Genomic DNA, 23,947 nt, shown 5'->3' with positions numbered 1-23,947 from the left:
GCATAGCATGAATACTAACAATTTATTTAGGTTTATCGCTATTGGGATTGTATTGTTTCTTGTCATCTATGCTGGCACATATTTCTTGTTTCCGCCTAATGGGAAGTCCTCAATTGACCTTCCTGTCGGTGATGACATGGCTACACAAATCAAGAAAGGGGCAACTATATATACGAAGAATGTCCCTGACTACGTCCTGGCGGGAGGGACGGGCGTGTTCACTGCAGATTTTTCGGCTACCGTGAAGGTAACCTCCGTCCAGAACACTAGGACAATTTTGGGAGAAATCACTTCGTTTACGAATATCGTTGGGCAGAATCCGGAACATAACACGGTGATTCTCTATCTCTGTCGACCGCTCTTAACCAAGGCGGAGCAGCTTCCAGACGGTACCATTGCGTATGGTGGCATCACATATCCTCAGATTGTTGTGGGACAGTCGTATGACGTGTTCGGAATCCTCCAGAATCCTTGGCAGGACTACCCGTATGTCTACATCTCGAGCCCGCTTGCGTTCGAACAGACTGCCGGGGATAACGGATTTGACTCGGAAAGTTCTGTACTGGTAACGAAGCCTATCGATTCAGATAAGATGCCTGCACTTCAAGAAGAAGTTGATAATGGGCATCTGCCAGAACTCCTTAAACCGCAACTCGTGGCCTTTGACTTCTTGGTGCATGAACTTGCTATTCCAGGGAGCACTGTGAGCAATGTGCAGGATGAGAAGCAGCCGAATGGGCAGCGCAACGTGACCGTGAGCCTTCAGGACGGGCGCACGATCCAGCTTGTGCTGATTCAGCCTGTCCGTACCGGCCCGACCGGCATTTGGTGCGTCAAGAAGTTCCGTTTTGTGCAGTAGAGGCAATGTGGCTCGCTGACGGCTCTGGTGACCAGGTCCTTGTCCACCGTTCTCGTCGAAAGCACGTGATGGAGGGAAGCATGGCAAAGAACAAGTTTATCTTATCGGCACTCATTATCGCAGCGTTCTTGTGCACGGGGTTGCCGGCAGCTGCGATGGCTGACAGTGGCCCCGTCTACTTCTCGGCGGGCGTCCTGGTGCCGACCACCAGCAACGATATCCGGATGACACGCGAAGTGCTGACCATCGACTACACGAATCAGATCACGCCGATACCCGATCACCAGTCAGACTACGTCAACGTGCGCGCCCGCTTCTGGTTCAGGAACGAGGGAAAGGCCGTGACACAGAAGATGGGGTTTCCCCTCGGGCGGGAAGAACTCAGCGGATTTGGCATGTTCGGCCCGGAGTTCACCGTCACCGTGGACGGCACTGCCATCATAGCCCACATGCTGGAGGGACAGAAGGTCACTGCCGGCAGCGAGCTGACCTACGACATGTGGAGTGCCTATGAGGTATCGTTTGCGACCGGGCAAACGCGGGTTGTCGACGTCACCTACAGGATCCTTCCCCGAGCTGGCTACTTCCTCTATGTCCTGCAAACAGGGCGGCTGTGGAAGGGACCCATTGGTGACCTGACCATCGACGTCAACTTCGGCCGCCCGGCCGCCTTCCCGGACCTCCTCTCGGTGCAGCCCGCGGGATACCATACCCAAGGCAACCACATCCTGTGGCACCTCACCAACTATGAGCCGCTGCAGGACATCGAGATCGAGAGCATGTCGCCGGTGTTCTGTCGAAGCGTGCGCCCACTCAAGGAAACTGCAGAACGGACCGGCTCAGGGGCAGACTGGTATCGGTATGCGATGGCACTGCTGCCGGACAGCGTCGTCGGGCGGTACGCTGCAGTGTCGGAGTCCGAGGGCGCAGTCTCGTCGACCCCGCAGGCATTCGTACGAGGCCTTCAGACCAGCGCATATGCAGACTATGTCCAGCGGACGCTGATCACTGCGCTCAACCACTGCACGCACGGAAGCGCAGAGGCACGCGTTCTCAGGGCGGCATACGATGCCCGGTTCTCCTACTACAGAGTCACGGGCGATTTCCTGAACGGCGTCGACAGGTGGAGAACCAGTCCATCGATACGAGCGCACGACCTGTATCGGGAACTACTCGATGCAGGCATGTCAGTCACGAAGCTGTCACCGGAGGAGGCGCGCCTGCTGCCGTGGCTGACGGTCAACATGGCCGGCGAGTCCATGTCAGGTGGGTACAGCTTGAGTGCTATCCACGAACTGGATCAGTCGCAAGCATACGCCAAGCAGGAAGGAATCCAGGAGAGCGATGCATACCAGGAAGTGCTGGAGGCAGTCCTGGGGTTTATCAGCTCCTGGAACAATCCCCGCCTGCTGGTTGGTGTGTCCATTGTCCCGCACGTCGAGATCCAGCAACAGAAGATAGATACGATCGTCGGAGGCCCCGCCTGGCGCGTGCGCATCATCCTGCATCAGACGCTGCCGTCATCGGAGGCACAGATTGTCAAAGGTTTCACAGTGTCGTCTCAACCGGACTGGAAAACGATGCCGGCAATCGACAACAAAACGGGACTGGTCCAATACTATTCCAACAACGGCTTGATCGAGAGTGGATTCTCCGATACGAATCCCGATGACTACCTGTCTATCATGACTCTTGTAGAAGTCAGAAATGCCGAAGAATGCCAGAAGATCGTTACGACGGCAGCGGACACGAGTGCCACCAATCTGATGTTTACCAAAGCATACAGTGGCATGGAGTTTGACTATCCAGGCGATGCCATGATCGACTCTTCGATGCAGTCCAGCAGCTGCACGTGGTTGCAGGCGATTGCCCCGAAGATCAGCTTCGACGCTGGCCGAGGCGTTACCGTCACCTTGGACTCCAGCGTCCCGATGGCCAATGCTCTCTGTGACAAAGCTGAGGCAGAGCTAAAGAAGATCGTTGCCTCGTACGGCACGCTCCCCTGGTCCATGGACTCTGAGATCGACAAGACACTGCAGCACAACCTCGATCTGGTCGAACAGACTCGTGGCAAAAACCCGTCCGTGACAATGGTCACCTACACTGCAGACGGGACTGTCGCAAAGACTGTGCCCACTGAGCGCGCCGTCGAAACCCGCGGTACCCTCTGGGTCGTCCTTGCCGGCATCGCAGGACTGGTTGCAGGGCTGGTGCTTGGAATGCTCCTGACATCTCGCCACTTCCTCACATGAGTTCCGAAAGCGGCCTCTAGTACTCACCTTTGTCGTCGGAATGTGAGAACTGGGTGGAGCAAACCTCTTTGACATAGGTGAAGTCGCTCTATACTATTCTGTATTAGTATGTCGGCTAATGATTAGCCGACATGAAAATAGTGAGGTAAAGCAGCTTATGAAAGCTAAACATAAACAAGAAGAAGTACTGAGCTATTCCGCAGACGACCTGGAACTGTTTTTTCGTGCGGTGAACAAGATGCACCGGCGCTGCCTGAAGAAAGAAATGGATAGCCGGGGCCTGAGCAAGGTCGGACAACCAATGATCCTGTTCATGCTGCGAAATCATGAGGTCGCCGCCGAGTGTGACCAGAAAGGATTCTCGGAGGCGTTAGGCGTCAGTCCTGCGACCGTTGCCGTTTCGATCAGGCGCATGGAGAAGGCGGGGCTCATCAGCAAGTCAACTGACCCAGTTGACCTGCGGCGTAACCACCTTGCCATCACCGACAAGGGGTTGCACGTCGTCGACGACTGCATTCGAGCCTTTCAGCATGTCGACACAGGCACCTTCAAGGGGTTCTCGGAAGAAGAACGAAAACAGTTGGAAGGCTACTATCGCCGCATGATGGAGAACCTTGTGGCCATGGGCGCACAGGTGCCAACATTCATGAAGCAGGAGGAAACAACGTGATCAAGAAATTGTGGAGCTACATTGGCAACTACAAGTTGCTGATCATCCTGTCACCGCTCTGCGTCATGCTCGATGTTGTCTGTGAGCTTTCTATGCCATTTTTGATGGGGAAGCTCGTCGATAAAGGGATCCCGGCATTGAATCTGCAATACATTATTCAAGTCGGTATTCTGATGATCGGCCTTGCACTGGTTGCCATGCTGTTTGGTTCGATTAACCACAAGCTTGCGGCTGAAGTGAGCCAAGGGTTTGCCGCCAATTTGCGCCAGGCACTGTTTGACCAAGTTCAGTCATTCTCATTCTCAAACATTGACACGTTCAGTACTGCCTCCCTGGTTACGCGTCTCACAAACGACGTGACGCAACTTCAGAACACGCTGCTCATGAGTATGCGCCTTCTGACGCGTGCACCGCTCATGCTGATATGCGCGCTCGTCTTTGCCATCGCCATCAACGCCAAGCTTGCAATCATTCTGTTCATCGCTATTCCCGTGCTTGTGGCAGGGATCTGGCTTATCGTGGGACAGGCAGAACGATTCTTCAAGGCAGTGCAAGCAAAGATCGATGCCGTGAACGGCACTGTCGAGGAAAACCTGATCGGCATCCGCGTTGTCAAAGCCTTTGTTCGTGAGCCTCATGAGAAGACCAAGTTCAAGAAGTCCAGTGACGAGTTGAGCGATACCGCCATCAGGGCCGGAAACCTTGTCGTAACTATCATGCCGATCATGCTCCTCGTCCTCAACGGAGCCACCATTGCCGTCATCTGGTTTGGAGGTCACATGGTCGGAAACCACCAGTTGGGCACAGGAGAGCTGGTCGGCTTCATCAGTTACGTCATGCTGATTCTCATGAGCGTCCTTATGGTCTCCACGATCCTCATGATGCTCGCTCGCGCAAGAGCCAGCGCTGAGCGCATCATCGAAGTGCTTGACACCACGCCAGACATTGCCGACAAACAATCCGACGTGGCACCTCGCGCAGTAGCCGACCTTCCTGTCAATGCAGAAGCACCCTCAGAGAAACTGGCCATCCAGCACGGTGCCATCGAATTCCGCCATGTTGACTTTAAATACACTGCGACCGGCAAGGGTGAAAACGTCCTGACGGACATCAACCTTACTATCCAGCCAGGCGAATTCGTTGCACTTGTCGGCGGTACGGGCTCTGGCAAATCAACGATGGTGAGCCTGATCCCACGCCTGTATGATGTGTCTGACGGGCAGGTCCTCGTGGACGGCGTTGACGTCCGCGACTACAAGCTTGCAACGCTCCGAAGTTCCATCGGCGTGGTACTGCAGAACAATGTACTCTTCTCCGGCACCATCCGTGAAAACTTGATGTGGGGAAATGCTGCTGCGACACAGAAGGAGATCGAGGAGGCCGCACAGAATGCCCAGGCCCATGATTTCATCATGAGCTTCCCGAATGGCTATGACACCGACCTCGGACAGGGCGGCGTCAATGTGTCGGGCGGTCAAAAGCAGCGCTTGTGTATCGCACGCGCTCTCCTCAAGAAGCCACACATCCTGATCCTGGACGACAGCACAAGCGCTGTGGATTCGGCTACAGAGGCAAAGATCCGCGCATCCTTCCGCAAGAACCTCAAGGATACGACGATCCTGACTATTGCCCAGCGCATCAGCTCGGTGCAGGAAGCCGACAAGATCATCGTGCTCGATGATGGCCGCGTTGTCGGGATTGGGACCCACGCTGAGCTGCTTGCAAACAATCCAGCCTATCAGGCAATCTGCGCATCACAGATGGAAGGAGTGGTCGTCAATGGCTGAACAACAGCAGCGCCCGATCGTGCCCACACGCGGCACCGGCCCCAGCATGGCGTTCCAGAAACCCAAGAACGTCGGGGCAACAATACGCCGCATTCTGGCATACTTTGGAGCCAGCAAATATGCACTCATTGTCGTCTGCATCATGCTCATCATCAGCACTGGCAGCGCACTTGCCGGCTCGTACTTCTTGAAACCACTGGTCAACAACTATATCATCCCCGGTAACTTCACGGGACTGGCAGGTGCCCTTGCCGTCCTGGCCGGCATCTACCTGATTGGTGTGGTCGCTTCGTACTTTCAAGGCCGCATCATGGTCACAATCGGACAGAAGACCGCCAACCTGATGCGCAAGAACCTCTTTGAAGTGATGCAGGACCTGCCACTCAGGTTCTTCGACACGCATACGCACGGTGAACTGATGAGCCGTTTCACTAATGATATCGATAATGTCGAGATGGCGATCGAACAAAGTGTCGTTCAACTGATCGCTGGCGCCCTGACGTTCGTTGGAACGCTCGTCATGATGCTGGTACTGAGCCCCACGTTGTTCGCTGTCGCCGCAGTCATCCTGGCGTTCATGATTTCTTTGAGCATCAACCTGAGCAAGAAGAGCACGGGCTACTACCGGGCTCAGCAGAAGTCCCTGGGCGAGCTCAACGGCTACATCGAAGAAATGGTGGACGGCCTGAAGGTCGTCAAGGTGTTCGGACACGAACAGGTGACCAGCAGCGAATTTGCTGGTCTTAATGAGGAGTTCCGTTCATCCGCAGCCACTGCGACCTTTTTGTCTGGCGTCGTGATGCCGCTGATGGGGAACCTCAGCCGTGTCTGCTATGCAACAGTTGCGATCGTTGGCGGCGTCCTTGCTATCACCGGGCACCTCGACACTGGGTCGCTGGTCGCCTTCCTGCAATATTCCTACCAGGTCGGCCAGCCTATCAACCAGGTCACGAACCAGTTGAGCGTCGTGCTCGCTGCCCTCGCAGGCGCGGAACGCATCTTTCAGGTCATGGACCACCAGGCAGAAGTCAACGATGGAACGGTTACGCTCGTGAATGTCACGTATGCCGAAGACGGCACGGAAGACGGCACTATCGTCGAGGCTCCAGGGGATACTAAAACTAATGAGTGGGCGTGGAGTGTCCCGGGAGACAATGGGCATAAACTTGTGCCTCTCAAAGGAGATGTCCGGTTTGACCATGTCACGTTCTCGTATGACGGGGTGACTCCTGTTCTCAAAAACATCTCGCTGTATGCAAAACCTGGTCAGACGATCGCCTTTGTCGGTTCGACCGGTGCGGGCAAGACGACGATCACTAACCTGATCAACCGGTTCTACGACGTGCAGGAAGGGATCATCACCTACGATGGCATCGACGTCAAGACGATCCGCAAGAGTGACCTGCGCCGTTCGCTCGGCATGGTGCTGCAGGACACGCACCTGTTCACAGGCACGGTCATGGACAACATCCGGTACGGACGGCTTGATGCCACAGACGACGACTGCAGATTGGCTGCGAAGCGCGCCAGCGCTGACTCATTCATCCGCCGCTTGCCACAGGGATACGATACTGTCATTACGGGCGATGGTGGCAACCTGTCTCAGGGGCAGCGCCAACTGCTCGCGATTACCCGCGCCTATGTCGCCAACCCGCCTGTCATGATCCTCGACGAGGCAACGAGCTCCATTGACACGCGCACTGAACGCCTGATCGAACAAGGCATGGACGCGCTCATGGAAGGCAGAACAGTGTTTGTTATTGCTCACCGCCTTTCCACCGTCCGTAATGCCAGCGCCATCATCGTCCTGGAGCATGGCGAGGTCGCCGAGCGCGGCAACCACGACAGCCTGCTCGCTGAAAAAGGTCGGTACTTCCAGCTCTACACCGGTCAATCCGCACTGGAATAAGTAACGTTCACCCAGATCAAATGTTATCCGCGCGGCTTGTTTGAGCTGCGCGGAGGACTCTGATGCTTCTCTACTGGGCCATCACGACGCCCTGATACCGATCTTGTCACTCTCGTCGACGATAGGCTGAGCACTCTGCAACAGTTCTGTTCCACTCTTCGTGCAGGCCAGGTCCGGGTCGGCGATGGAGAAACACAGGTTTTCCTTGTCGTCCACAACGTACACCGCAACGTGGAGACCGCTGCCGATGTCCTGGGTGGCGCCAAGTCGCGTGATGATCTGCCGGTACGTCATTCCCCGTGTGATGCTCTCCACGTCACGAGCACGCACATGGCCGATGGCATTGTAGGGAGAGAGCAACTCCTCGAAGCTCACAGGTTCACGACCCTTACATGCAGTCAACGAGACCACAACCACAATCAGTATCAGGACAGCCACCACTTTTTTCATCGTTCCTCCACCTCTGTCTGGATCACGTTGAGACAACGAACGCATTCAGATGCCTCATCACTATAACATGATAACCCCAAGAGAGTTCCTGTGGCCTTTTTCGCATCCAACGACGGCAGTCCGATGGCATGCGCCAGGCAGGGGACCGTCGTCACATTCCACCTAAGCGCATCCCAACCTCTCCTGACTCTTGCGTCTGGCGAAGATATTCCTACATTATTCGGTATGGCGCTTGAGGGGGACGAGACGGTATTCGAACCCGACCGCGAGCGCTTGCCATCGATGCGGCTATGGAGCCAGATATGAACATAGTCAACGGAGGTAACATGCGTGTCAGAGTAGTGTACCAGTCCAGAACAGGCAACACGAAGAGGGTCGCCGAGGCGATGGCAAGCGCGGCGGGCTGCGTCGCGGAGCCAGTGAGCGCAGCAACAGTGAGTGAGCCCGTGGACATGCTATTCCTGGGAGCATCGATCCATGCCAAGGACATCGACCCATCAGTCAAGAAATTCATCGAAGGGCTCGACCCCGCCCTCGTTAAACACGTGACAGTGTTCGGCACGGGCTTCGAGGGGAACAAGGAGATGGCGGTGGGGATCATGAAGGACCTGCTGGCACAACGGAGAATCCCGGTGATGAGCAAGCACTATTTCTGCCTGGGCAAGTTCCTGTTCTTCAGCTTCCGCCACCCCAACGCCCAGGACCTGACCGGCGCGGAGGAGTTTGCGCGGAGCGTCCTGGCCGGATAGCGCTTCACGCATCCGTTCTAGAGCAGAGGTATCCCTGCGGTGAAACAGGCAGACCGCATGGCGCCGGACCAGACACCGGATTGGACCTCTCCGATGTGCGCCGTGTGCAGGAGCAGCATGCACAACCGTGACTGTCCGATGCCCCCGCCGATAGTTAGAGGCAGGTCGCCCGCAAGCAGGCGGCGATGGTATGGAAGGTCCCGGTTGGCGAGTTCACCGCGTGTTTTAAGCTGACGCAGCAGGGCAGACGGATCTACACGGATGCCCATCGACGAGAGCTCGAACGCACAACCCAGGACGGGATTCCAGATAAACAAGTCTCCATTAAGGCCATGATGTGTCTCGTCCGTGGGCGTCGACCAGTCATCGTAGTCAGCCGCACGCCCGTCTTGGGGGACACCGCTGAGCAGTGGCGCGCCGATGCCAATGACGAACACCGCGCCCGATTCACGGCAGATGCGGTCTACCCGCTCTTGCGGAGTGTGATCAGGGTCGTCGGACTCCAGATCCTCGCTGCGCACGAAGACTAGCTCGTCAGGAAGCTCCAGGGCTGGCACTGAAGGGTAGCGTTCGCGCACGAGCCGGTTCGTGCGGAGCAGGACGCCATAAATGTCTCGTACGACTCCCTCGAGGAAAGGGACAGTGCGTTCGTCGGCGTTGATGACACGCTCCCAGTCCCACTGGTCAACGTACACGGAGTGCAGGTTGTCCAGTGTCTCGTCGGGTCGGATGGCATTCATGTCGGTGTAGAGGCCTTCGCCATGGCCGAAGCCGTAGTCGGCCAAAGCAGCACGTTTCCACTTGGCCAGAGACTGCACGATCTCGACATCTTCACCGATACTGCGGATGCTAAACCGGACCGGCGTCTCGACGCCATTGAGGTGATCGTTGAGACCGGAGACTGCAGTCACGCACAGCGGCGCCGAGACACGCGCAAGGTTGAGCGCGGCCGCAAGGCCACTCTGAAACGTATCCTTGATAAACTTGATGGCCTGTTCGGTCTCCCGGAGCGACAGTGCCGGCGAGTACCCTTCCGGCAGGCAAAGGCTGCCACTGATGTATGTCTGAGCTGTCTCCGTCTCCATTTTCATGTGCGTCTCCCATTGCCTCGCCACCAGCGCTACTGCCGGATGCGAGGTTATTTCGTAGAGGATAGCAGGAACCGCTATTCCACTATGTGCGAATTGTGAACGACAGAAAAGAATATGGGTTCCCGCCTTCGCCGAAAGCACCCCTCAGGAGCGCCCCTCGCATGGGAAGAAAGTGCTCGGGGGAACGACAAGAAGAGCGAGCTGTTGTCTGCTACGTCCCCGTCTCTATGACAAGGGCTTCACACGGCCTGAGCAAAATGTTGTCAGCTGAAGAAATCGAACGCCTGCACAGACCATGTGCACCATACACGACCTCGACTCTGTCTCCGACCGGCATGGCTGCAGGGTGCTCCAGTGCAGGGCAAAACGACAGGTCCGTCGTCAGCGAGCGATTCGCAGCCACGATGAGACCGGTGCCATGAACACTGTCGTAATAGCAGAGCATCGTCAAGATCCTGTGATGTGAAGACTCCTCCTGCTTCACGAAGTTCCCCGGGTCGCTGAGAAGGGACAGGTAGTGCCGCCGCAGACGAAGTGTCTCCCGAAGGACAGCTTCCACCGATGTGTCGTCGTTCGTCCAGTGAAGGCAATATGGGTCGAAGAAGGCAAGCCGGCCGGCCATCGGGTCACCGGGCGGCAGAACGAAACGGCCACCCTCGCTGTTGTCCAGTCCAAGGTTCATGGGTTGTACCTCCAGCAGTTCTTGTCCACTGTTGATGAACAGGACAGCGTTGGGCATGAAGCTGTTGAGGGTCAGTACCAGCCGACGGGAGGCCTCGTCCGGGTGGACAAGCGCCGACCGGGGAGTATCGGGCGTCTCCACGGAGGCGGCTACGGGAATCGGTGAGGCGAGGAATCCATCATCCAGGATCGAACGATTAAAGTCAACGTCGTGGACCTTCTTGTAGTTATAGTAGGTGCTTCCGCTGATGAGGTCGAACCCCTCTTCTTGCGCCTTCGTACCCTTGCCGCAGTGAAGTTCCTCGGACCAGAGGAGGAACATGGGGTCGACCTCCCGGATGCGCCGGACCATCGACACGTTGAGTTCGACCGGCATGGCGTTCGCCATGTCGATGCGCGCCCCGTCGATGCCAAAGTGCGTCCTATAGTGAGGCATCACACCCTCAACGTAGCGCCACAGCTCCTCGTTGGGTTTTTCTCCCGGGTATTGGCTGAGTGAAGCGCTGTCCTGCATGATAAACGGAGGCTGGCCATCTGTGACGTACGTACTCACCTGAGCGGAGTTGTCACCGTAGAACCGCAGATAAGTGGCATCGGTCCACGGCGGTTGCTGGTCGTTGGTGACATCCGAGAAACCAGGCGTCGTCGTGATGCCGAAATGGTCCTCGATGGCGCCGAGGAGGTCGCCACCGGCGCTCGCTCGCACCGCTGCCCAGCGGTCCGGGTCGATACGATCAGGTGACCATGTGAACTGAGCCAGGTATGCGGGTGTCTGCGGCGACGTGTACAGCTCTCTCAGCATTTCATCGTCGAGCCATCGCATGGTCGTACCGTCACCCACCGAGGGAGCCCGGAATCCCGCTGCGCATTCTTTCCTGATCCAGCAGAACCAGTCCGGGTGGTCGGCGATGAGCACGCTGTCGCGTGCGGTCGTCCGGAACGCGAAATCCAGAACTACCTTCATGCCTAGCCAGTGGCACAGTTCGACAAATGCCCTGAACTCCGTCTCCAGGAGTTCACCCGTGTCCTCGCCCAGCAAAGGGTCATGCAGTCCGGCGTCGACCCTGTAGATGTCCTTGATGGCATAGGGACTGCCCAGCCGACCCTTCCTGTATCGGTCGCTGCAACTGAACACCGGCAGGAGGTAGACGATGTCGACTCCGTACCGCCGGAGGAGTGGGAGCAGCGCCATTGTCTTCAGGAATGTGCCCGAGCAGACTTCACCGGTGTCATGATGTGGCCAGGCAGTAAACGAACGCACGAGTATGCCATAGATGACACTCTCGGTAAGACGTTTGCGTCCTCCAGGCTCCTGTGCTGCACCGCCTTCCCGGAGAGCCTTCTCGATGCACGCGGCGAAGAAGTCGCACGGGTCCACGCGCAGCTCTCCGGGTCTGCCGGCTTCTGTCGTACCGCCAGTGTATGCAGCGTGGTTCCAGCGTTCCGGGACAAACCAGCCGGCCTCGCATACACCCTTCCTGCTGTGGAGGATGTCAAGCACGACCCCGACGTCTGCGATGCGATCGGGCTTCTGGTTCATTTCAACACCTCGATGAATATGGGAAGCAGCATGAACCAGTCCCCGCGCAAGATCACTGCAGCGCCCGTCGTCGACAGGCATCCACGGTGAGCGACGGTGTCAGGCGTACATCCTCTGGTAGTAGTCCTGCAGCATGCGCGCCGCCGAGAACCGCCACTGTGCCATTTCGATGCTGGCATGCATCATGCCGACCCATGCTTCCCGCCGGTTCTCATAGGTGGGGATGACATCGCCCGTCAGCACCTGATACAGCGAAGCAACGTCCACGCTGTCACAGTCGCCCCCCTCGTATCCCCCGCTGAACTGCCAGCCGTTGACGCCATGGTCACAGGCCTCGGGCCACCACCCGTCGAGCGTGCTCAGGTTGAGGACACCATTCATCGCAGCCTTCATGCCTGACGTGCCGCTCGCTTCCATCGGCCGCACCGGGTTGTTGAGCCAGACGTCGCACCCGCGTGTCAGCATCTTGCCGATGGCCATGTCATAGCCCTGCAGGAACACAACGCTGCTGGGATATTCCCTGGCGATGCGTACGAGGTTCGTAATGGTTGCCTTTCCTGCCAAATCGTTGGGGTGTGCCTTGCCGGACAGTACGATCTGAATCCTGTGGTTGCGCAACAGGTCCCCGATGATCTCCCTGTTCGAGAAGATGAGATCGCTGCGCTTGTACGGCGTAGCGCGGCGGGCAAACCCTATAGTCAGGACATTCTCGTCGAGCCGGACCCCGTTCCGCCGCTCGATGTCGTCGATCATCGCACGCTTCAGCGCGGTGTGAGCCGCCCACACGTCCCCTTCCGAGGAATGGGCCTTCCGGATGCTGTCGTCCTGCCACGTACCGTTATGGACACCGTTCGTGATGGTCAGAATGTCGATGCCTCCGGGGATGAGCTTCCACATCTCACGCGCCGTGTGGCCATGCAGCTGCGAGACCGCATTTGCCCTTTTGGACAGGCGCAACCCCGCAGCCGTCATGCTGAACGGGTCGCCACCCAGCTGGACGATCTGGTCGCAGGAGAGACCGTCGTACGAGTTCATGTATTCCAGGATTCGATGGCTGTGCGCCTCGTTGCCGGCAGGCACCGGCGTGTGCGTCGTGAACACGATGTGCTGCTTCACGGACAAGAGAGCGTCCGTAAAGGGCACGTCCTTCGTCATCTGCTGGCGGATCAGTTCGACGCCCGCAAACACGGCGTGACTGTCGTTGAAGTGGTAGATGTCCACGTCGATACCCAGCGCCTGCAGCGCGCGGACGCCGCCGATGCCGAGGATCATCTCCTGTGCGATGCGTTCTTCTTCGAACCAGCCATACAACTGCCCCGTCAGGTTCCAGGCCAGGTTGTCCGGAAGGTACGTATCGAGGAGGTACAGCGGCGCGTTGCCAAAGGCGGTGCACTTCCACACCTTCACGCGCACCTGTTCGTCGCGGATAGGCACAGTGACGATGACGCCCGTATCCTCCAGGAAGTCGTACCGGTACTCGTGGTAGCTGTCGTACGGGCGGTCGTACTCGTCGATGAATTGCTCTGTGTAGTCCTGGCGCCACAGAATACCAACCCCGACCATCGGCTGGCCGGTGTCGTGTGCCGCCTTCAGGATATCACCCGCCAGGATGCCCAGCCCCCCGGCGTAGATGTGCAGTTTCTCGTGCAGCCCAAACTCCATGCAGAAATAGGCTACTCTGGGCGTTCCGGTTCCCATCAAAAACCTCCGTTGTGCCGGGCTCCGTGGCGACTCCCATGGCACCGGGACCGTAATCCCGGCAGGAAGAGGGCGTACACCTTTCTTACACCAGACACTGAAAACTCTGTCATCATAGCAGAGCATCGCCGGATTGCCATGCCCCCCACCTCCGGCTGCTTCACGAAATCGCCGAGAGTGCCAACGAGCAGATGTCGAGCGGCAGCCTGATAATCCGTCACTCCCGGGCAGGCGGGAGCCCATGTGTTGTCATTGCTCCCCAGATCGGGCCGAGCCTCTAGTGCGGTAAACGACGACAAGCTGCCATCAGTCGTTCGATCCGTGCGCGAACATGAAGAGGCAATTCGCAAGCAAGCGCCCGCTCGAGAACTGACAGGTCTGCAATCCCACTGTTCAGAATATGATCCTCGATCAGCTTCACCTTGGCCTCCCTGCCCGGTATAAGCTGGTAGAATACATACCAGTCTTCCAGCGACGTGAACGGGATTGTCACGCCGTCAACGCTCTTCCTCATTGTGACAGACCTGTCGTCGAACGGAAACAGATAGGTGCCGTTGTCGTGCTTGATGGCGAATCCGGCCATGACGTCGACATCCGTCTCGTCGACCACGTATTCGAGGAACCGGCTTGTCGAGTACAGGCTTCTGCCGGGATCACCAAGCACTTCGTTCCCCAGACCGCCAAGGATCGAGGCAACCATGTCTGCGTCTGCCTCGCTGGTCATGATATCGATATCGTGCGGTGTGTCGACCAAACCGTGGTAGTACAGCAGCACAGACGCACCGACACCCCAGTGAACGTCAGCCTGGTTTAGTGCACGCGCGATCACTACCAGTGTATCGAAGAGCACATTCGGCCTCCCATGACGATTGTCCCTTGTCTGCGACAAGCACACGGTTCAGTATAGCGAGTTCACGAAGTCGCCGACACTGAGTGGGTTCCCGTCTTCGCCGAGAGCACCCCTCGTATTGAACTGAAATACTCGGGGGGGAACGACAGCAACAAAGGGACAGATGTCATGGTCTGAAAAGCAAAGGAAAAGCGGGACGCAGGAGATGTCTCCCGCGTCCCGCCTGAGTCTCCTACGAGGAAAACCTGCTACTTCTGGGTGATCGTCACCGACCCCACACCGATATTCAGGTCGAGATTCAACGTGACGGCCGTGGTGCCCCAGGCGGCGTTGTAATAGGTGCTGCCATTCCTGGTAAAGCCACTCGCGTTGATGGAACCAAGACCTCGCTGCGCGTTGATGGTGACGCCGATATTCTCGGGAACCACCAGCTTGATACTGCCGACTCCACCGTTGACCTGCACGTCTGCGCTGTTCTTCCAGTCACCAGTGAGGTCGATGCTGACCGACCCGACGCCCGCTTTGATGTTCAGGCTGGTCATGGCTTTTGGAGAAGCCTTGATCGTCGTGCTGGACGCTCCTGAGTCGACGGTGAGCGTGCGCACCATCGTATCGCTCAGGTCCATATCCATGTTGCCGGCGCCGTTCTTGAGGTCCAGGTCCATGGGTATCGTACTGCTCAGGTGGATGCCCCAATCATTGTGATAGCTGCCACTGAAGGCCTGGTACGTGCCGCTGGGCTGCCGCACCAGAAGCCGGCCCTCGTCTCCGTTGACGACGTAGTCGACGATGGGCTTCCAGGCTGTGACATTGTAGGTGAACGTCGCATCCATCAGGTCAGAAGCTCCGCCATTCAGCGTCACCCGGCCAGCGCCCATCTGCAGTTCGACCAGTGCCGTGCTCGCACTCCCCAGGGCCACAGCCCTGGCATCGGTTATGACGTCGCCAGCAGTCGGTTTGTTCCACGTCCTCGGCTCCCACCAGGCATTGCCGGTCAGGGCGTTTGTTGCGTACATCGCGCCGACGATCAGGAGCACGATCACCAGAAAAATGGCCAATCCTCTCATGTACTACCTCCCACAGGAAAGCGGAGCAACCGCTTGCGGCAGGCGGGCCCTTGTTCGTACCCACGTCCTGCTCTCACCTTGCGTACGGTCGCAACGTCCGTCAGGTTACAGGGGGCATCCGCCCGGGGCAACGGCCACGTCTTTCCGGATATCGAGCAGTCGCGTCACCTCATCGACGTCCTTGTCACCCCGCCCCGAGAGGTTGACGATGATGAACTGGTCGGGTCTCATGGTGGAGGCAAGACGGAGGGCGTACGCTATGGCATGAGAGCTTTCGAGCGCCGGGACGATACCTTCGAGATGGCTGAGCAGCACAAACGCCTCGAGCGCCTCGGTATCGGTCGCTGTAACATAGGTGGCACGGCCGCAGTCCCTGAGAGCAGCATGCTGGGGGCCGACGCCCGGGTAGTCGAGGCCGGCCGCGACAGAGTAGCAAGGCGTCGGATTGCCTTTGTCGTCCGCAAGGACGTAGGTCCTCATGCCATGAATGACCTCGGGATGTCCCGCCGTCATGGTCGCGGCATGAAGGCCGGTTGCCAACCCCTTGCCCGCCGGCTCGACACCCACCAGTGCGACGTCTTCGTTCTCGAGGAAGTCGGCAAACAGGCCGATCGCGTTGCTGCCTCCGCCGACGCATGCGACGAGGGCGTCGGGCAGTCTGCCTTCGGCTTGAAGCGCCTGAGCGCGCGCCTCACGTCCGATGACTGACTGGAAGGTGCGCACGACCTCAGGGTATGGGTGTGGCCCGACAGCCGATCCGAGCAGGTAGAACGACGCTTCCGGGTCAGTGGCCCATGCACCGAGCGCAGCGTCCACGGCGTCCTTGAGTGTGGCCAAGCCGTCGGTCACGCTATGGACGCAGGCGCCCAGCAGTTCCATGCGCACCACGTTGAGATGCTGTCTGCGCATGTCCTCTGCTCCCATGTAGATGTCGCAACCCATCCCGAGCAGCGCTGCAACCGTGGCGGTCGCCACTCCATGCTGGCCAGCGCCGGTCTCGGCAATGAGCCTGGACGCTCCCATGCGACGGGCCAGCAGCCCCTGGCCAATAGTGTTGTTGATCTTGTGTGCGCCCGTGTGGTTGAGATCCTCACGTTTCAGGTAGATACGCGCGCCTGCTGCGTACGCGGTCAGGCGATCGGCTCGATACAATGGCGAGGGACGGCCGACGTAGTCACGGAGCAGCCGATCCATCTCACCAGTGAAGGCTGGATCATTGACAGCCTCTTGAAAGGCGGTATCCAGCCGGTCCAGGATCGTCTTGAGCTGAGGCGGGACGTACTGTCCTCCGTAGGCCCCAAAGTATCCGTTTGCATCTGCGTGCAGAGGTAGTGTATTCATATGGTGTTTCTCCTTGTGCTGGATTCAGGTCGGGCACAGAAAACGAAAAACCCTCCGGTCGCCCGGAGGGTAGAGGTATATAAAGATATGGACGCTAGTCAGTCAGCGCACACAGGTCCCCGGGCGACATATGTAGCTCTGTCCACCACCAGCAAAATGTATGAAGGGCCGTTCTCTGTGCGCTATTCATGACCTGTACGATGATTCTAGTGAAAACGGGCGACGCTGCAAGGACGACATGTGAATGAGCAACCTGTTCCGGCCTATAGACCCTGCGGTCGCTAGACAGGCCTGGTCGAGAGTCGCTCCGTTTCAGCGCCACCTGCGAGAACAGGCATGTCGCCACTGATCTCGAGTCCTCCGTTGCGCCCACGGCCCTCGAACAACAGGACGTCTCCATGCACGTGTCGCTCGATCAGGCGAACCTGCACGACAGCATTCAGTTCTTCGACCAGCATCTTCGTCATGGCCCCGGCCCGTGGTGCGAACACCTGGCCCATCCCGCTCCGTCCGCCGCTCCAGACTTCCAGGATGTGTTTCCCGTTGACGACTGTGAACTCGGCACGCTGGTCATCATACGCGAAGTGCGCCAGTCGTGACCCGTTCCATGTCGCCCACTGGTAGAACACGCCCCCGAAGAGGAACCCGACGATGAACCCGCGAAGAAGTCTGCCCGCCAGCGGGATGTCCGCGATCGAAGCGGTCAGGCAGACATGATCCTCGTCGAAATGGTTGGACTGCGTCCACACCCAGGCACGCGGGAACGCACTGCCCCAGTCCCGCTCCATGTAGGCCCGCCCTCCGGTAAAGTCCATCTCATCGCCGCCCTCGGAGAGAGAACCGACGATGCGAGGGTCGACGTTCGTAACGGCGTGATACCCCTCGAGAAACGGCAGGAAAGCAAAAGGCCCCATAGCCCCTGGTGCCCACGGGCGAATCGGCCACCCTTGCGATTGTGAGAATTGCAGGTCTCCTTTCAGGTGCAGGTCCGGATCATCGATGTCCACGTGCATGGATGTCAGGCTGAAGCGGCTTTGGCCGACCGTGATGTCGAAGCGGTCGCGCGAGGACCAGAATTGCTGGGCAGGATAGCGGTGCATCGTCGTGTGGCCTGTCCGTCCATCGAGGAACTGGATGAAGCAGTACTGCTTGGCCGGGTCGCGGTCCATCCAGATGCCCGGTATGATTGCCCACACGTGCCGCTCGGAGGGGTCGACGACCTTGAAATACCACCCGTCAAATCCGCTGGGTCGCCATCCGCGGCCGTGGAACATCTCAGGATGCCAGACGATGTCAAGGTGCGTCATGCGAACAATTCTTCTCGGCCATAAAACGGTTGACCTGTGTGCACAAATACTTTGCCCATGCTGTTCTCTGTCATGACTTCAGTATGGCAAAGGCGACTCCCTCATACAAGAGCCTATTGTGCGCCCACACGTTGTTGTCAATTTGTAGCATTGACTTTGTGATATATGGTCACAAACTTATTGAGTATTGTTTCATGGAATCCTGGTATGTGCGTGACGGTATTGAGGTTATGTGACGAAGAACACAAGGAAACAGGAGGAATACGTGAGAGTCATCATTGTTGGTGGAAACGCCGGGGGAGCTTCAGCTGCAGCGCGCCTGCGCCGCCTCGACGAGAAGGCGGAGATCGTCGTTTACGAAAAGGGAGACTACATCAGTTTCGCCAATTGCGGGCTTCCCTATCACATAGGCAATGTCATTACAGATCGCAGCCAGCTGCTTGTCCAGACACCTGCGTCAATGAAGGAGCGTTTCAATATCGACTTCCTGACGGGGCATGAGGTAACCAGTATTGATCGGCAGGCACACACGGTCACTGTAAAAGAACTCGCCACCGGCACCGAGACGACCGACCGATATGACAAGCTCATCCTGTCTCCCGGCGGCTCTCCCCTGCGCCCACCCATCTCAGGCATCGACAGTGAGGGCATCTATTCGCTCTGGACCATCCCTGATATGGACCGTATCATCCAGGCCGTCCATGCTGGTGCCAGGAAAGCTGTCGTCGTCGGAGGGGGTTTCATCGGCGTCGAAGTCGCAGAGAACCTGAGGGAGCAGAAAGTCGACGTCGCACTGGTCGAGATGCTGCCGCAGGTACTGGCGTTCCTCGACCCCGACATCGCCGCCTACGCTCATCAGGAACTGCAGATGCATGGTGTCGACCTGCACCTGGGTGATGGAGTCAAGTCGTTTGCGAAGAACGTGGACAGCACACTGACGGTAACCCTGACCAGCGGGACACAGCTTGCAGCAGATATGGTCATCCTCGCCATCGGCGTACGACCAAACACGCAGACAGCCGAACACGCTGGACTTACGATCGGCACCTCCCACGGCGTCCTGGTGGACGAGCACCTCCGCACCAGTGACCCCGATATCTATGCCATCGGTGACGTCATCGAGGTCGAACACTTCGTCACGAAGAGCAAGGCGCTCATCCCGCTGGCAGGCCCGGCGAACCGGCAGGCACGCATCGCTGCCAACAACATCGTCGGCAGAGATGATATCTACGAAGGAACACAGGGCACGTCGATCGTCAAAGTCTTCGACCTGGCAGCAGGAGCCACCGGCGCCAGCGCGGCTCTGTTGACAAAAATGGGTATCCCTTTCCGGTCCATCACCATCCATCCGGGTTCACACGCCGGATACTACCCGGGGAGCACGCCAGTCCATATCAAACTGCTCTACAGCCCCGAGGGCAAGTTGTTCGGCGCTCAGGCCGCCGGCTACGACGGCGTGGACAAACGCATCGACGTCCTGGCCACAGCCATGCGTCTGGGCGCTACCGTCGACGACCTCACTGACCTCGAGCTTGCCTATGCTCCACCTTATGGCAGTGCCAAGGATCCAGTGAACATGGCGGGCTTTGTGGCCCAGAACGACCTCGAGAACCTGGCACCCGTCGTGACACCTGACCATCTTGCCGAAGAGCTCGCCAAAGGTGCGATTCTCCTGGACGTGCGTGAACCGGAAGAGACGTCCTGTGGCATCATTCCCGACGCACTGACCATTCCACTTCCCGAACTGCGCAACCGTATCGGCGAGTTGCCCACGGGAGCAAAGATCATCCTTACCTACTGCAAGGCAGGCCTGCGTGGGTACGTTGCGCAGAGAATCCTGGTCCAGAACGGGTTCCAGGTCGCCAACCTGACCGGTGGCTATACAAGCTGGGAGGCTTCTGTGACACACGGTATCGAAGAACAGCCGACACGGCTCGAACGCGAAGCGGACGATCAGCAGACCTGCACGGGCGGGCCGTGCGCTACAAAGACAGAATTGCTGGCACCACGCGCCCCAGCTTCGGCCAAAACCGTCGAGATCGATGCCTGTGGCCTTCAGTGCCCGGGGCCGCTGCTCAAACTGAAAGAAGCACTGGCACAGACAGGGCCTGGTGACCTGATCAAGATCACGGCTTCGGATCCCGGGTTCTACGCCGACGTTGCAGCCTTTGCCCAGGCACAGGGCCTGGAAGTGGTGGACCGCCAGCGTGGAAAGCTAGTTACGGCGACACTGCGGAAGCCTCTTCAGGCTGCCGCCACAGCAGGAGTCGTTGTCGTCCCAGGCAAGGCGGACGACCACGCGACCATCATCGTGTTCAGTAACGACCTGGACAAGGTCATCGCGGCGTTCATCATCGCGAACGGCGCTCAGGCCATGGGCAAGAAAGTCAGTATGTTCTTCACCTTCTGGGGACTCAACGTCCTTCGCAAGGACGAGAACGTGCGCATCAAGAAGACGTTCATCGAGAAGATGTTCGGCATGATGATGCCACGTGGCGCCACACACCTCATTCTGAGTAAGATGCACATGATGGGTATGGGCACCGGCATGATCCTTGGCCTCATGAAAAAGTACAACGTGACGCCTGTAGAGGCAATGATGCGGTCTGTCCTCGACGGCGGGGGCAAGTTCATCGCCTGCACGATGTCCATGAACCTGATGGGTATCCACCGCGAAGAGCTGATCGACGGCATCGAAGAAGGTGGCGTCGCGACCATGCTGGGCGACGCTGACCAGGGTCATATCAACTTCTTCATCTAGCTTACTCTTTCATTGGAGCAACGATCGCCCCGGTATACAGCCGGGGCGATCGTTATTGGTCCAGCGCTTCGTCGATCCTACGCGCCGTTGGCCGTGCAGTAGATCTTGATAGCGTCACGGATGAACAGGGCCAGTCCTGGTTTTACTTTGTCGTATGTCGCAGTGAAGCGAGGGTCGCTCACATACATGTCACCGAGACCGGACAGCATCTCGAACGAGCAGGCGTAGAAGTTGCTGTTCATGTACTCGTGAAAGAGCTTCACCAGAGCCTGTACGCCCGGGTCGGAGGGACTGCGGCCCATGAGAGCCGCCAAGCCTTCTCTGATCTCTGCACCTTCCTGCTGGATGCGCTTCCAGTTTTCCTTCGTATACTTCGACGTACGTCTCTGGGATTCCACATAGGCATCCGTCGTGCCCCACCGCTGCTTCGCCTCGTCTGCGTACTTCGTCCGATGTTCCTCCAGAGCGCGTTCGTCGAACGCGTCAAACATTGTCGTCGTGTCCATTGTTTCTCCTTTGTCCATGGCTTCTATGGTGCAACCGACTGCTGCAAGGAGCCTTTCGACAGCCTTGCGCCGCTCAAGCAGTGCTGTGCGGTGTGCCTCGAGCGCTTCGCGCCGGTCGAACGTCGGGCTCTTCACGATCGCCTTGATCTGGGCGAGCGGGAACCCGAGTGAGCGGAAGAAGAGGATCTGTTGCAGCGACTCCAGGTCACTATCGGCATAGAGTCTGTATCCGGAAGCTGTCTCGTACGAAGGGTTGAGCAGGTCGATGGCATCATAGTAGTGAAGCGTGCGCACGCTCACATGGGCCATATCCGCCACCTTCCCTATCGTGTAGGTCATCCTTGCTCCTTTCCGTACCATGGCAGCATATACCATGACGTTGCGTCATAGTCAAGAGGGTAGGACAAACGAAAGCCCCCAGCTTACGCTGGGGGCTGATTGGGTTCAGTATAGGGGGAAGACTACTTGATCGTAACGTCCTTGGCCTGCGGACCCTTGTCGCCTTGCACGACTTCAAATTCGACCGCGTCGCCTTCCTTCAGCGACTTGAAACCTGAACCGAGGATGGCGCTGTAGTGGACAAAAACGTCCTTGTCGCCGTCGTCACGAGTGATGAAACCATAACCCTTCTCTGCATTGAACCACTTGACTTTGCCTGTAAGCACTGAAACCTCCATAAAACTTGGCATGTACTATCTTGCCATAGAGCAGTATATGAAGTAACTTCCCCAATACAAGGGCCATGTTGCAACATATACATTCATGTTGTCTTCTTATCGCTATTTCGTGTGTTATTCCAGTGAATGCAGGAGCGACTGAATGTGAATCCAGCGCGTGGTCAGGAAGGACCCTCGTTGCCCCCTACTTGCTCTCCGACGGCACGATCCCGTAGATCCTGGAATACTTCTCTTTCACCTCACTCATGAAGTAATGGTAGTCCAGCGGCTTGCCAGTCACCCGCACGACAAGATCCTTTGGATCGTACAGGGCGCCGTACTGGTGAATCTTGGACCGCTGCCATTCACGCAACATGTCAAGGTGACCTGCCGCGATCTGTCCGTCGAGATCCGGGATCTCCTGCCTGGCCGTGGCAAAGAATTGCGCAGCGTAAAGATTCCCGAGCATGTACGACGGGAAGTATCCAAACAGGCCCCCCGACCAGTGGACGTCTTGGAGGACGCCGTGGGCATCATCGGGAACCTCGACGCCGAGATACTCTTTCATCTTGGCATTCCAGAGGTCTGGAAGGTCGGCCACCTCGACTTTCCCGTTGATCAGAGCTTCCTCGATCTCGAAACGGAGCATCACATGCAGGTTGTACGTGACCTCGTCCGCCTCGGTCCGTATGAGCGATGGTTCGGCGACGTTGATCGCCCGATAGAAGTCCTCGACAGGGACACCCTCAAACTGTGCAAAGCGGCTCTGAAAACGTGGATAGTAGTACTTCCAGAACGCTTCCGAACGACCGACAAGGTTCTCCCAGGTCCTGGATTGTGACTCGTGAATGCCCATGGAAGCCCCCTTGTGGATGGGCATCCATCGGTACTCCTCAGAAATGCCCTGTCCATAAAGGGCATGCCCTCCCTCGTGCATCGTCGAGAAGAGTGCTGAGGCGACGTTGTCTTCGTAGTAGTGGGTCGTCACGCGGACGTCGCCGAACCCAATGCCTGTGGTGAAAGGATGCGCCGTCTCGTCGATCCGGCCGGCGTCGAAATCATAGGTCATGGCCTTCAGAATATCCAGCGACAGTTGTTCCTGAGTGGCCTTGTCGAACGTTCCTTTGAGGAACGAGGTGTCGGGTCGCTTTCCTTCTTCCTGCAATTGTCTTATGAATGGCACCAGCTCGGACTTGAGGCCGTCGATGATAACCCTGAGGTCTTCGGTCGTGACGGAAGGCTCATAGTCGTCCAGCAGCACGTCGTACCTGTTCTTCTCGTAGCCGCAGTACTCGATAAACTCCTTCTGGTACGCGACGATTTCCTCGAGGTAAGGACGGAACATCGCGAAATCGGACTTGGCTTTTGCCTCCTGCCATGCGTACTCGCCTTTCGAGCAAGCCACCGTGAACTTCTCGTACTTATCGGGAGGGATGGCTGAGATCTTCCGATACTGCTTTGTCTCGAGCTCCACGTTTCTCCGGTCGACCTCGCTGAGTTGCCGGTCGACTACGGGCCTGTTGAAGTACTCAACAAAGGCAGCCATCCGCGGAGACGTCGACATCTCGAAAGCAGTCCTCCCCAGCTTCCCTGCCACCATCGACCGGTCTGGTGCCGCCTTTGGAGGCATCTTGGTCCTCATGTCCCATTCGACAAGCGCCGCCGCACTGGTGTAGCTCGCGATCTCCTTGCAGTAATCGTAGAATTCCCTGATGTCCATTGTGTCATTCTCCCCACTGCATGTCATCCAACACAACATAGCATATGAGCGGT

At 57.7% G+C, this 23,947-nt stretch carries 18 protein-coding genes; 7 read left to right on the top strand and 11 right to left on the bottom strand.

Annotated features, from left to right (window positions below; all coding sequences use genetic code 11):
• The first annotated feature begins 7 nt into the window (after positions 1-7).
• From SMC3_RS06820 to SMC3_RS06800, 5 genes are all read left to right on the top strand, one after another.
• Positions 8-859: a hypothetical protein gene (locus tag SMC3_RS06820; RefSeq protein WP_119089959.1), complete on the top strand. Its 852-nt coding sequence runs from the start codon at positions 8-10 to the stop codon at positions 857-859.
• Between the two features lie 80 nt (positions 860-939).
• A complete protein-coding gene (locus SMC3_RS06815) occupies positions 940-3,111 on the top strand; it encodes a DUF4424 family protein (protein WP_119088220.1) in 2,172 nt (723 codons plus the stop codon).
• 157 nt (positions 3,112-3,268) lie between these two features.
• On the top strand, positions 3,269-3,781 hold the full coding sequence (locus tag SMC3_RS06810) for a MarR family winged helix-turn-helix transcriptional regulator (RefSeq protein WP_165846651.1): 513 nt from the start codon (positions 3,269-3,271) through the stop codon (positions 3,779-3,781).
• Positions 3,778-5,568, top strand: coding sequence for an ABC transporter ATP-binding protein (locus SMC3_RS06805; protein WP_119088222.1), 1,791 nt, complete (start codon positions 3,778-3,780; stop codon positions 5,566-5,568). The genes SMC3_RS06810 and SMC3_RS06805 overlap by 4 nt, the downstream gene beginning before the upstream one ends.
• Entirely contained in the window at positions 5,561-7,477 is a 1,917-nt protein-coding gene (locus tag SMC3_RS06800; protein ID WP_207799710.1) for an ABC transporter ATP-binding protein, read from the top strand. The genes SMC3_RS06805 and SMC3_RS06800 overlap by 8 nt, the downstream gene beginning before the upstream one ends.
• 81 nt (positions 7,478-7,558) lie before the next feature.
• Here SMC3_RS06800 and SMC3_RS06795 read toward each other — a convergent pair whose 3' ends face one another.
• A complete protein-coding gene (locus SMC3_RS06795; RefSeq protein WP_119088223.1) occupies positions 7,559-7,927 on the bottom strand; it encodes a hypothetical protein in 369 nt (122 codons plus the stop codon).
• A 302-nt stretch (positions 7,928-8,229) separates the two neighbouring features.
• On the opposite strand from SMC3_RS06795, the gene SMC3_RS06785 reads away from it, so the two are divergent.
• Positions 8,230-8,676, top strand: coding sequence for a flavodoxin family protein (locus SMC3_RS06785; protein ID WP_165846650.1), 447 nt, complete (start codon positions 8,230-8,232; stop codon positions 8,674-8,676).
• A 17-nt stretch (positions 8,677-8,693) separates the two neighbouring features.
• Here SMC3_RS06785 and asnA read toward each other — a convergent pair whose 3' ends face one another.
• From asnA to SMC3_RS06750, 7 genes are all read right to left on the bottom strand, one after another.
• Positions 8,694-9,767 carry an aspartate--ammonia ligase gene (asnA, locus tag SMC3_RS06780; protein ID WP_243621770.1) on the bottom strand — a complete coding sequence of 358 codons (1,074 nt, stop codon included), beginning with the start codon at positions 9,765-9,767 and terminating at the stop codon, positions 8,694-8,696.
• Positions 9,768-9,978: 211 nt separating this feature from the next.
• Positions 9,979-11,988 (bottom strand): alpha amylase, encoded by a 2,010-nt coding sequence (locus SMC3_RS06775; RefSeq protein ID WP_119089958.1) that lies wholly within the window; start codon positions 11,986-11,988, stop codon positions 9,979-9,981.
• A gap of 99 nt (positions 11,989-12,087) precedes the next feature.
• On the bottom strand, positions 12,088-13,686 hold the full coding sequence (glgP, locus tag SMC3_RS06770; protein ID WP_119088227.1) for an alpha-glucan family phosphorylase: 1,599 nt from the start codon (positions 13,684-13,686) through the stop codon (positions 12,088-12,090).
• 277 nt (positions 13,687-13,963) lie between these two features.
• Positions 13,964-14,536, bottom strand: a complete 573-nt coding sequence (locus tag SMC3_RS06765) for a nucleotidyltransferase domain-containing protein (protein ID WP_119088228.1) — start codon at positions 14,534-14,536, stop codon at positions 13,964-13,966.
• A gap of 248 nt (positions 14,537-14,784) precedes the next feature.
• On the bottom strand, positions 14,785-15,603 hold the full coding sequence (locus tag SMC3_RS06760; RefSeq protein ID WP_119088229.1) for a toast rack family protein: 819 nt from the start codon (positions 15,601-15,603) through the stop codon (positions 14,785-14,787).
• A 105-nt stretch (positions 15,604-15,708) separates the two neighbouring features.
• On the bottom strand, positions 15,709-16,944 hold the full coding sequence (trpB, locus tag SMC3_RS06755) for a tryptophan synthase subunit beta (RefSeq protein WP_119088230.1): 1,236 nt from the start codon (positions 16,942-16,944) through the stop codon (positions 15,709-15,711).
• Positions 16,945-17,225: 281 nt separating this feature from the next.
• Positions 17,226-18,251: a tocopherol cyclase family protein gene (locus SMC3_RS06750; RefSeq protein WP_119088231.1), complete on the bottom strand. Its 1,026-nt coding sequence runs from the start codon at positions 18,249-18,251 to the stop codon at positions 17,226-17,228.
• 265 nt (positions 18,252-18,516) lie between these two features.
• Here SMC3_RS06750 and SMC3_RS06745 point away from each other — a divergent pair, with 265 nt between their 5' ends.
• Complete coding sequence (locus tag SMC3_RS06745) at positions 18,517-21,012, top strand: FAD-dependent oxidoreductase (RefSeq protein WP_119088232.1); 2,496 nt, start codon at positions 18,517-18,519, stop codon at positions 21,010-21,012.
• A gap of 77 nt (positions 21,013-21,089) precedes the next feature.
• On the opposite strand, the gene SMC3_RS06740 is transcribed toward SMC3_RS06745, so the two are convergent.
• The 3 genes from SMC3_RS06740 to SMC3_RS06730 form a co-directional block, all read right to left on the bottom strand.
• Positions 21,090-21,857, bottom strand: a complete 768-nt coding sequence (locus SMC3_RS06740; protein WP_119088233.1) for a MerR family transcriptional regulator — start codon at positions 21,855-21,857, stop codon at positions 21,090-21,092.
• A 122-nt stretch (positions 21,858-21,979) separates the two neighbouring features.
• The gene (locus tag SMC3_RS06735; protein ID WP_207798757.1) at positions 21,980-22,183 is read right to left on the bottom strand and encodes a cold shock domain-containing protein; all 204 of its coding nucleotides are present in this window, start codon (positions 22,181-22,183) and stop codon (positions 21,980-21,982) included.
• Between the two features lie 196 nt (positions 22,184-22,379).
• Positions 22,380-23,894: a carboxypeptidase M32 gene (locus SMC3_RS06730; protein WP_119088234.1), complete on the bottom strand. Its 1,515-nt coding sequence runs from the start codon at positions 23,892-23,894 to the stop codon at positions 22,380-22,382.
• Positions 23,895-23,947: the final 53 nt, after the last annotated feature.

The organism is Candidatus Cryosericum hinesii, from assembly GCF_003570985.1.
Taxonomy (GTDB): Bacteria; Caldisericota; Caldisericia; order Cryosericales; family Cryosericaceae; genus Cryosericum; species Cryosericum hinesii.
The sequence above is the reverse complement of the archived record's forward strand: the minus strand, read 5'-3'. Positions and strand labels throughout refer to the sequence as shown.

Coding starts and splice junctions, on each gene's coding strand:
- SMC3_RS06820 (WP_119089959.1), top strand. CDS start 8: ATGAATACTAACAATTTATTTAGGTTTATCGCTATTGGGATTGTATTG.
- glgP (WP_119088227.1), bottom strand. CDS start 13,686: ATGGGAACCGGAACGCCCAGAGTAGCCTATTTCTGCATGGAGTTTGGG.
- SMC3_RS06800 (WP_207799710.1), top strand. CDS start 5,561: ATGGCTGAACAACAGCAGCGCCCGATCGTGCCCACACGCGGCACCGGC.
- SMC3_RS06760 (WP_119088229.1), bottom strand. CDS start 15,603: ATGAGAGGATTGGCCATTTTTCTGGTGATCGTGCTCCTGATCGTCGGC.
- SMC3_RS06775 (WP_119089958.1), bottom strand. CDS start 11,988: ATGAACCAGAAGCCCGATCGCATCGCAGACGTCGGGGTCGTGCTTGAC.
- trpB (WP_119088230.1), bottom strand. CDS start 16,944: ATGAATACACTACCTCTGCACGCAGATGCAAACGGATACTTTGGGGCC.
- SMC3_RS06795 (WP_119088223.1), bottom strand. CDS start 7,927: ATGAAAAAAGTGGTGGCTGTCCTGATACTGATTGTGGTTGTGGTCTCG.
- SMC3_RS06740 (WP_119088233.1), bottom strand. CDS start 21,857: ATGACCTACACGATAGGGAAGGTGGCGGATATGGCCCATGTGAGCGTG.
- SMC3_RS06810 (WP_165846651.1), top strand. CDS start 3,269: ATGAAAGCTAAACATAAACAAGAAGAAGTACTGAGCTATTCCGCAGAC.
- SMC3_RS06750 (WP_119088231.1), bottom strand. CDS start 18,251: ATGACGCACCTTGACATCGTCTGGCATCCTGAGATGTTCCACGGCCGC.
- asnA (WP_243621770.1), bottom strand. CDS start 9,767: ATGAAAATGGAGACGGAGACAGCTCAGACATACATCAGTGGCAGCCTT.
- SMC3_RS06815 (WP_119088220.1), top strand. CDS start 940: ATGGCAAAGAACAAGTTTATCTTATCGGCACTCATTATCGCAGCGTTC.
- SMC3_RS06730 (WP_119088234.1), bottom strand. CDS start 23,894: ATGGACATCAGGGAATTCTACGATTACTGCAAGGAGATCGCGAGCTAC.
- SMC3_RS06785 (WP_165846650.1), top strand. CDS start 8,230: ATGAACATAGTCAACGGAGGTAACATGCGTGTCAGAGTAGTGTACCAG.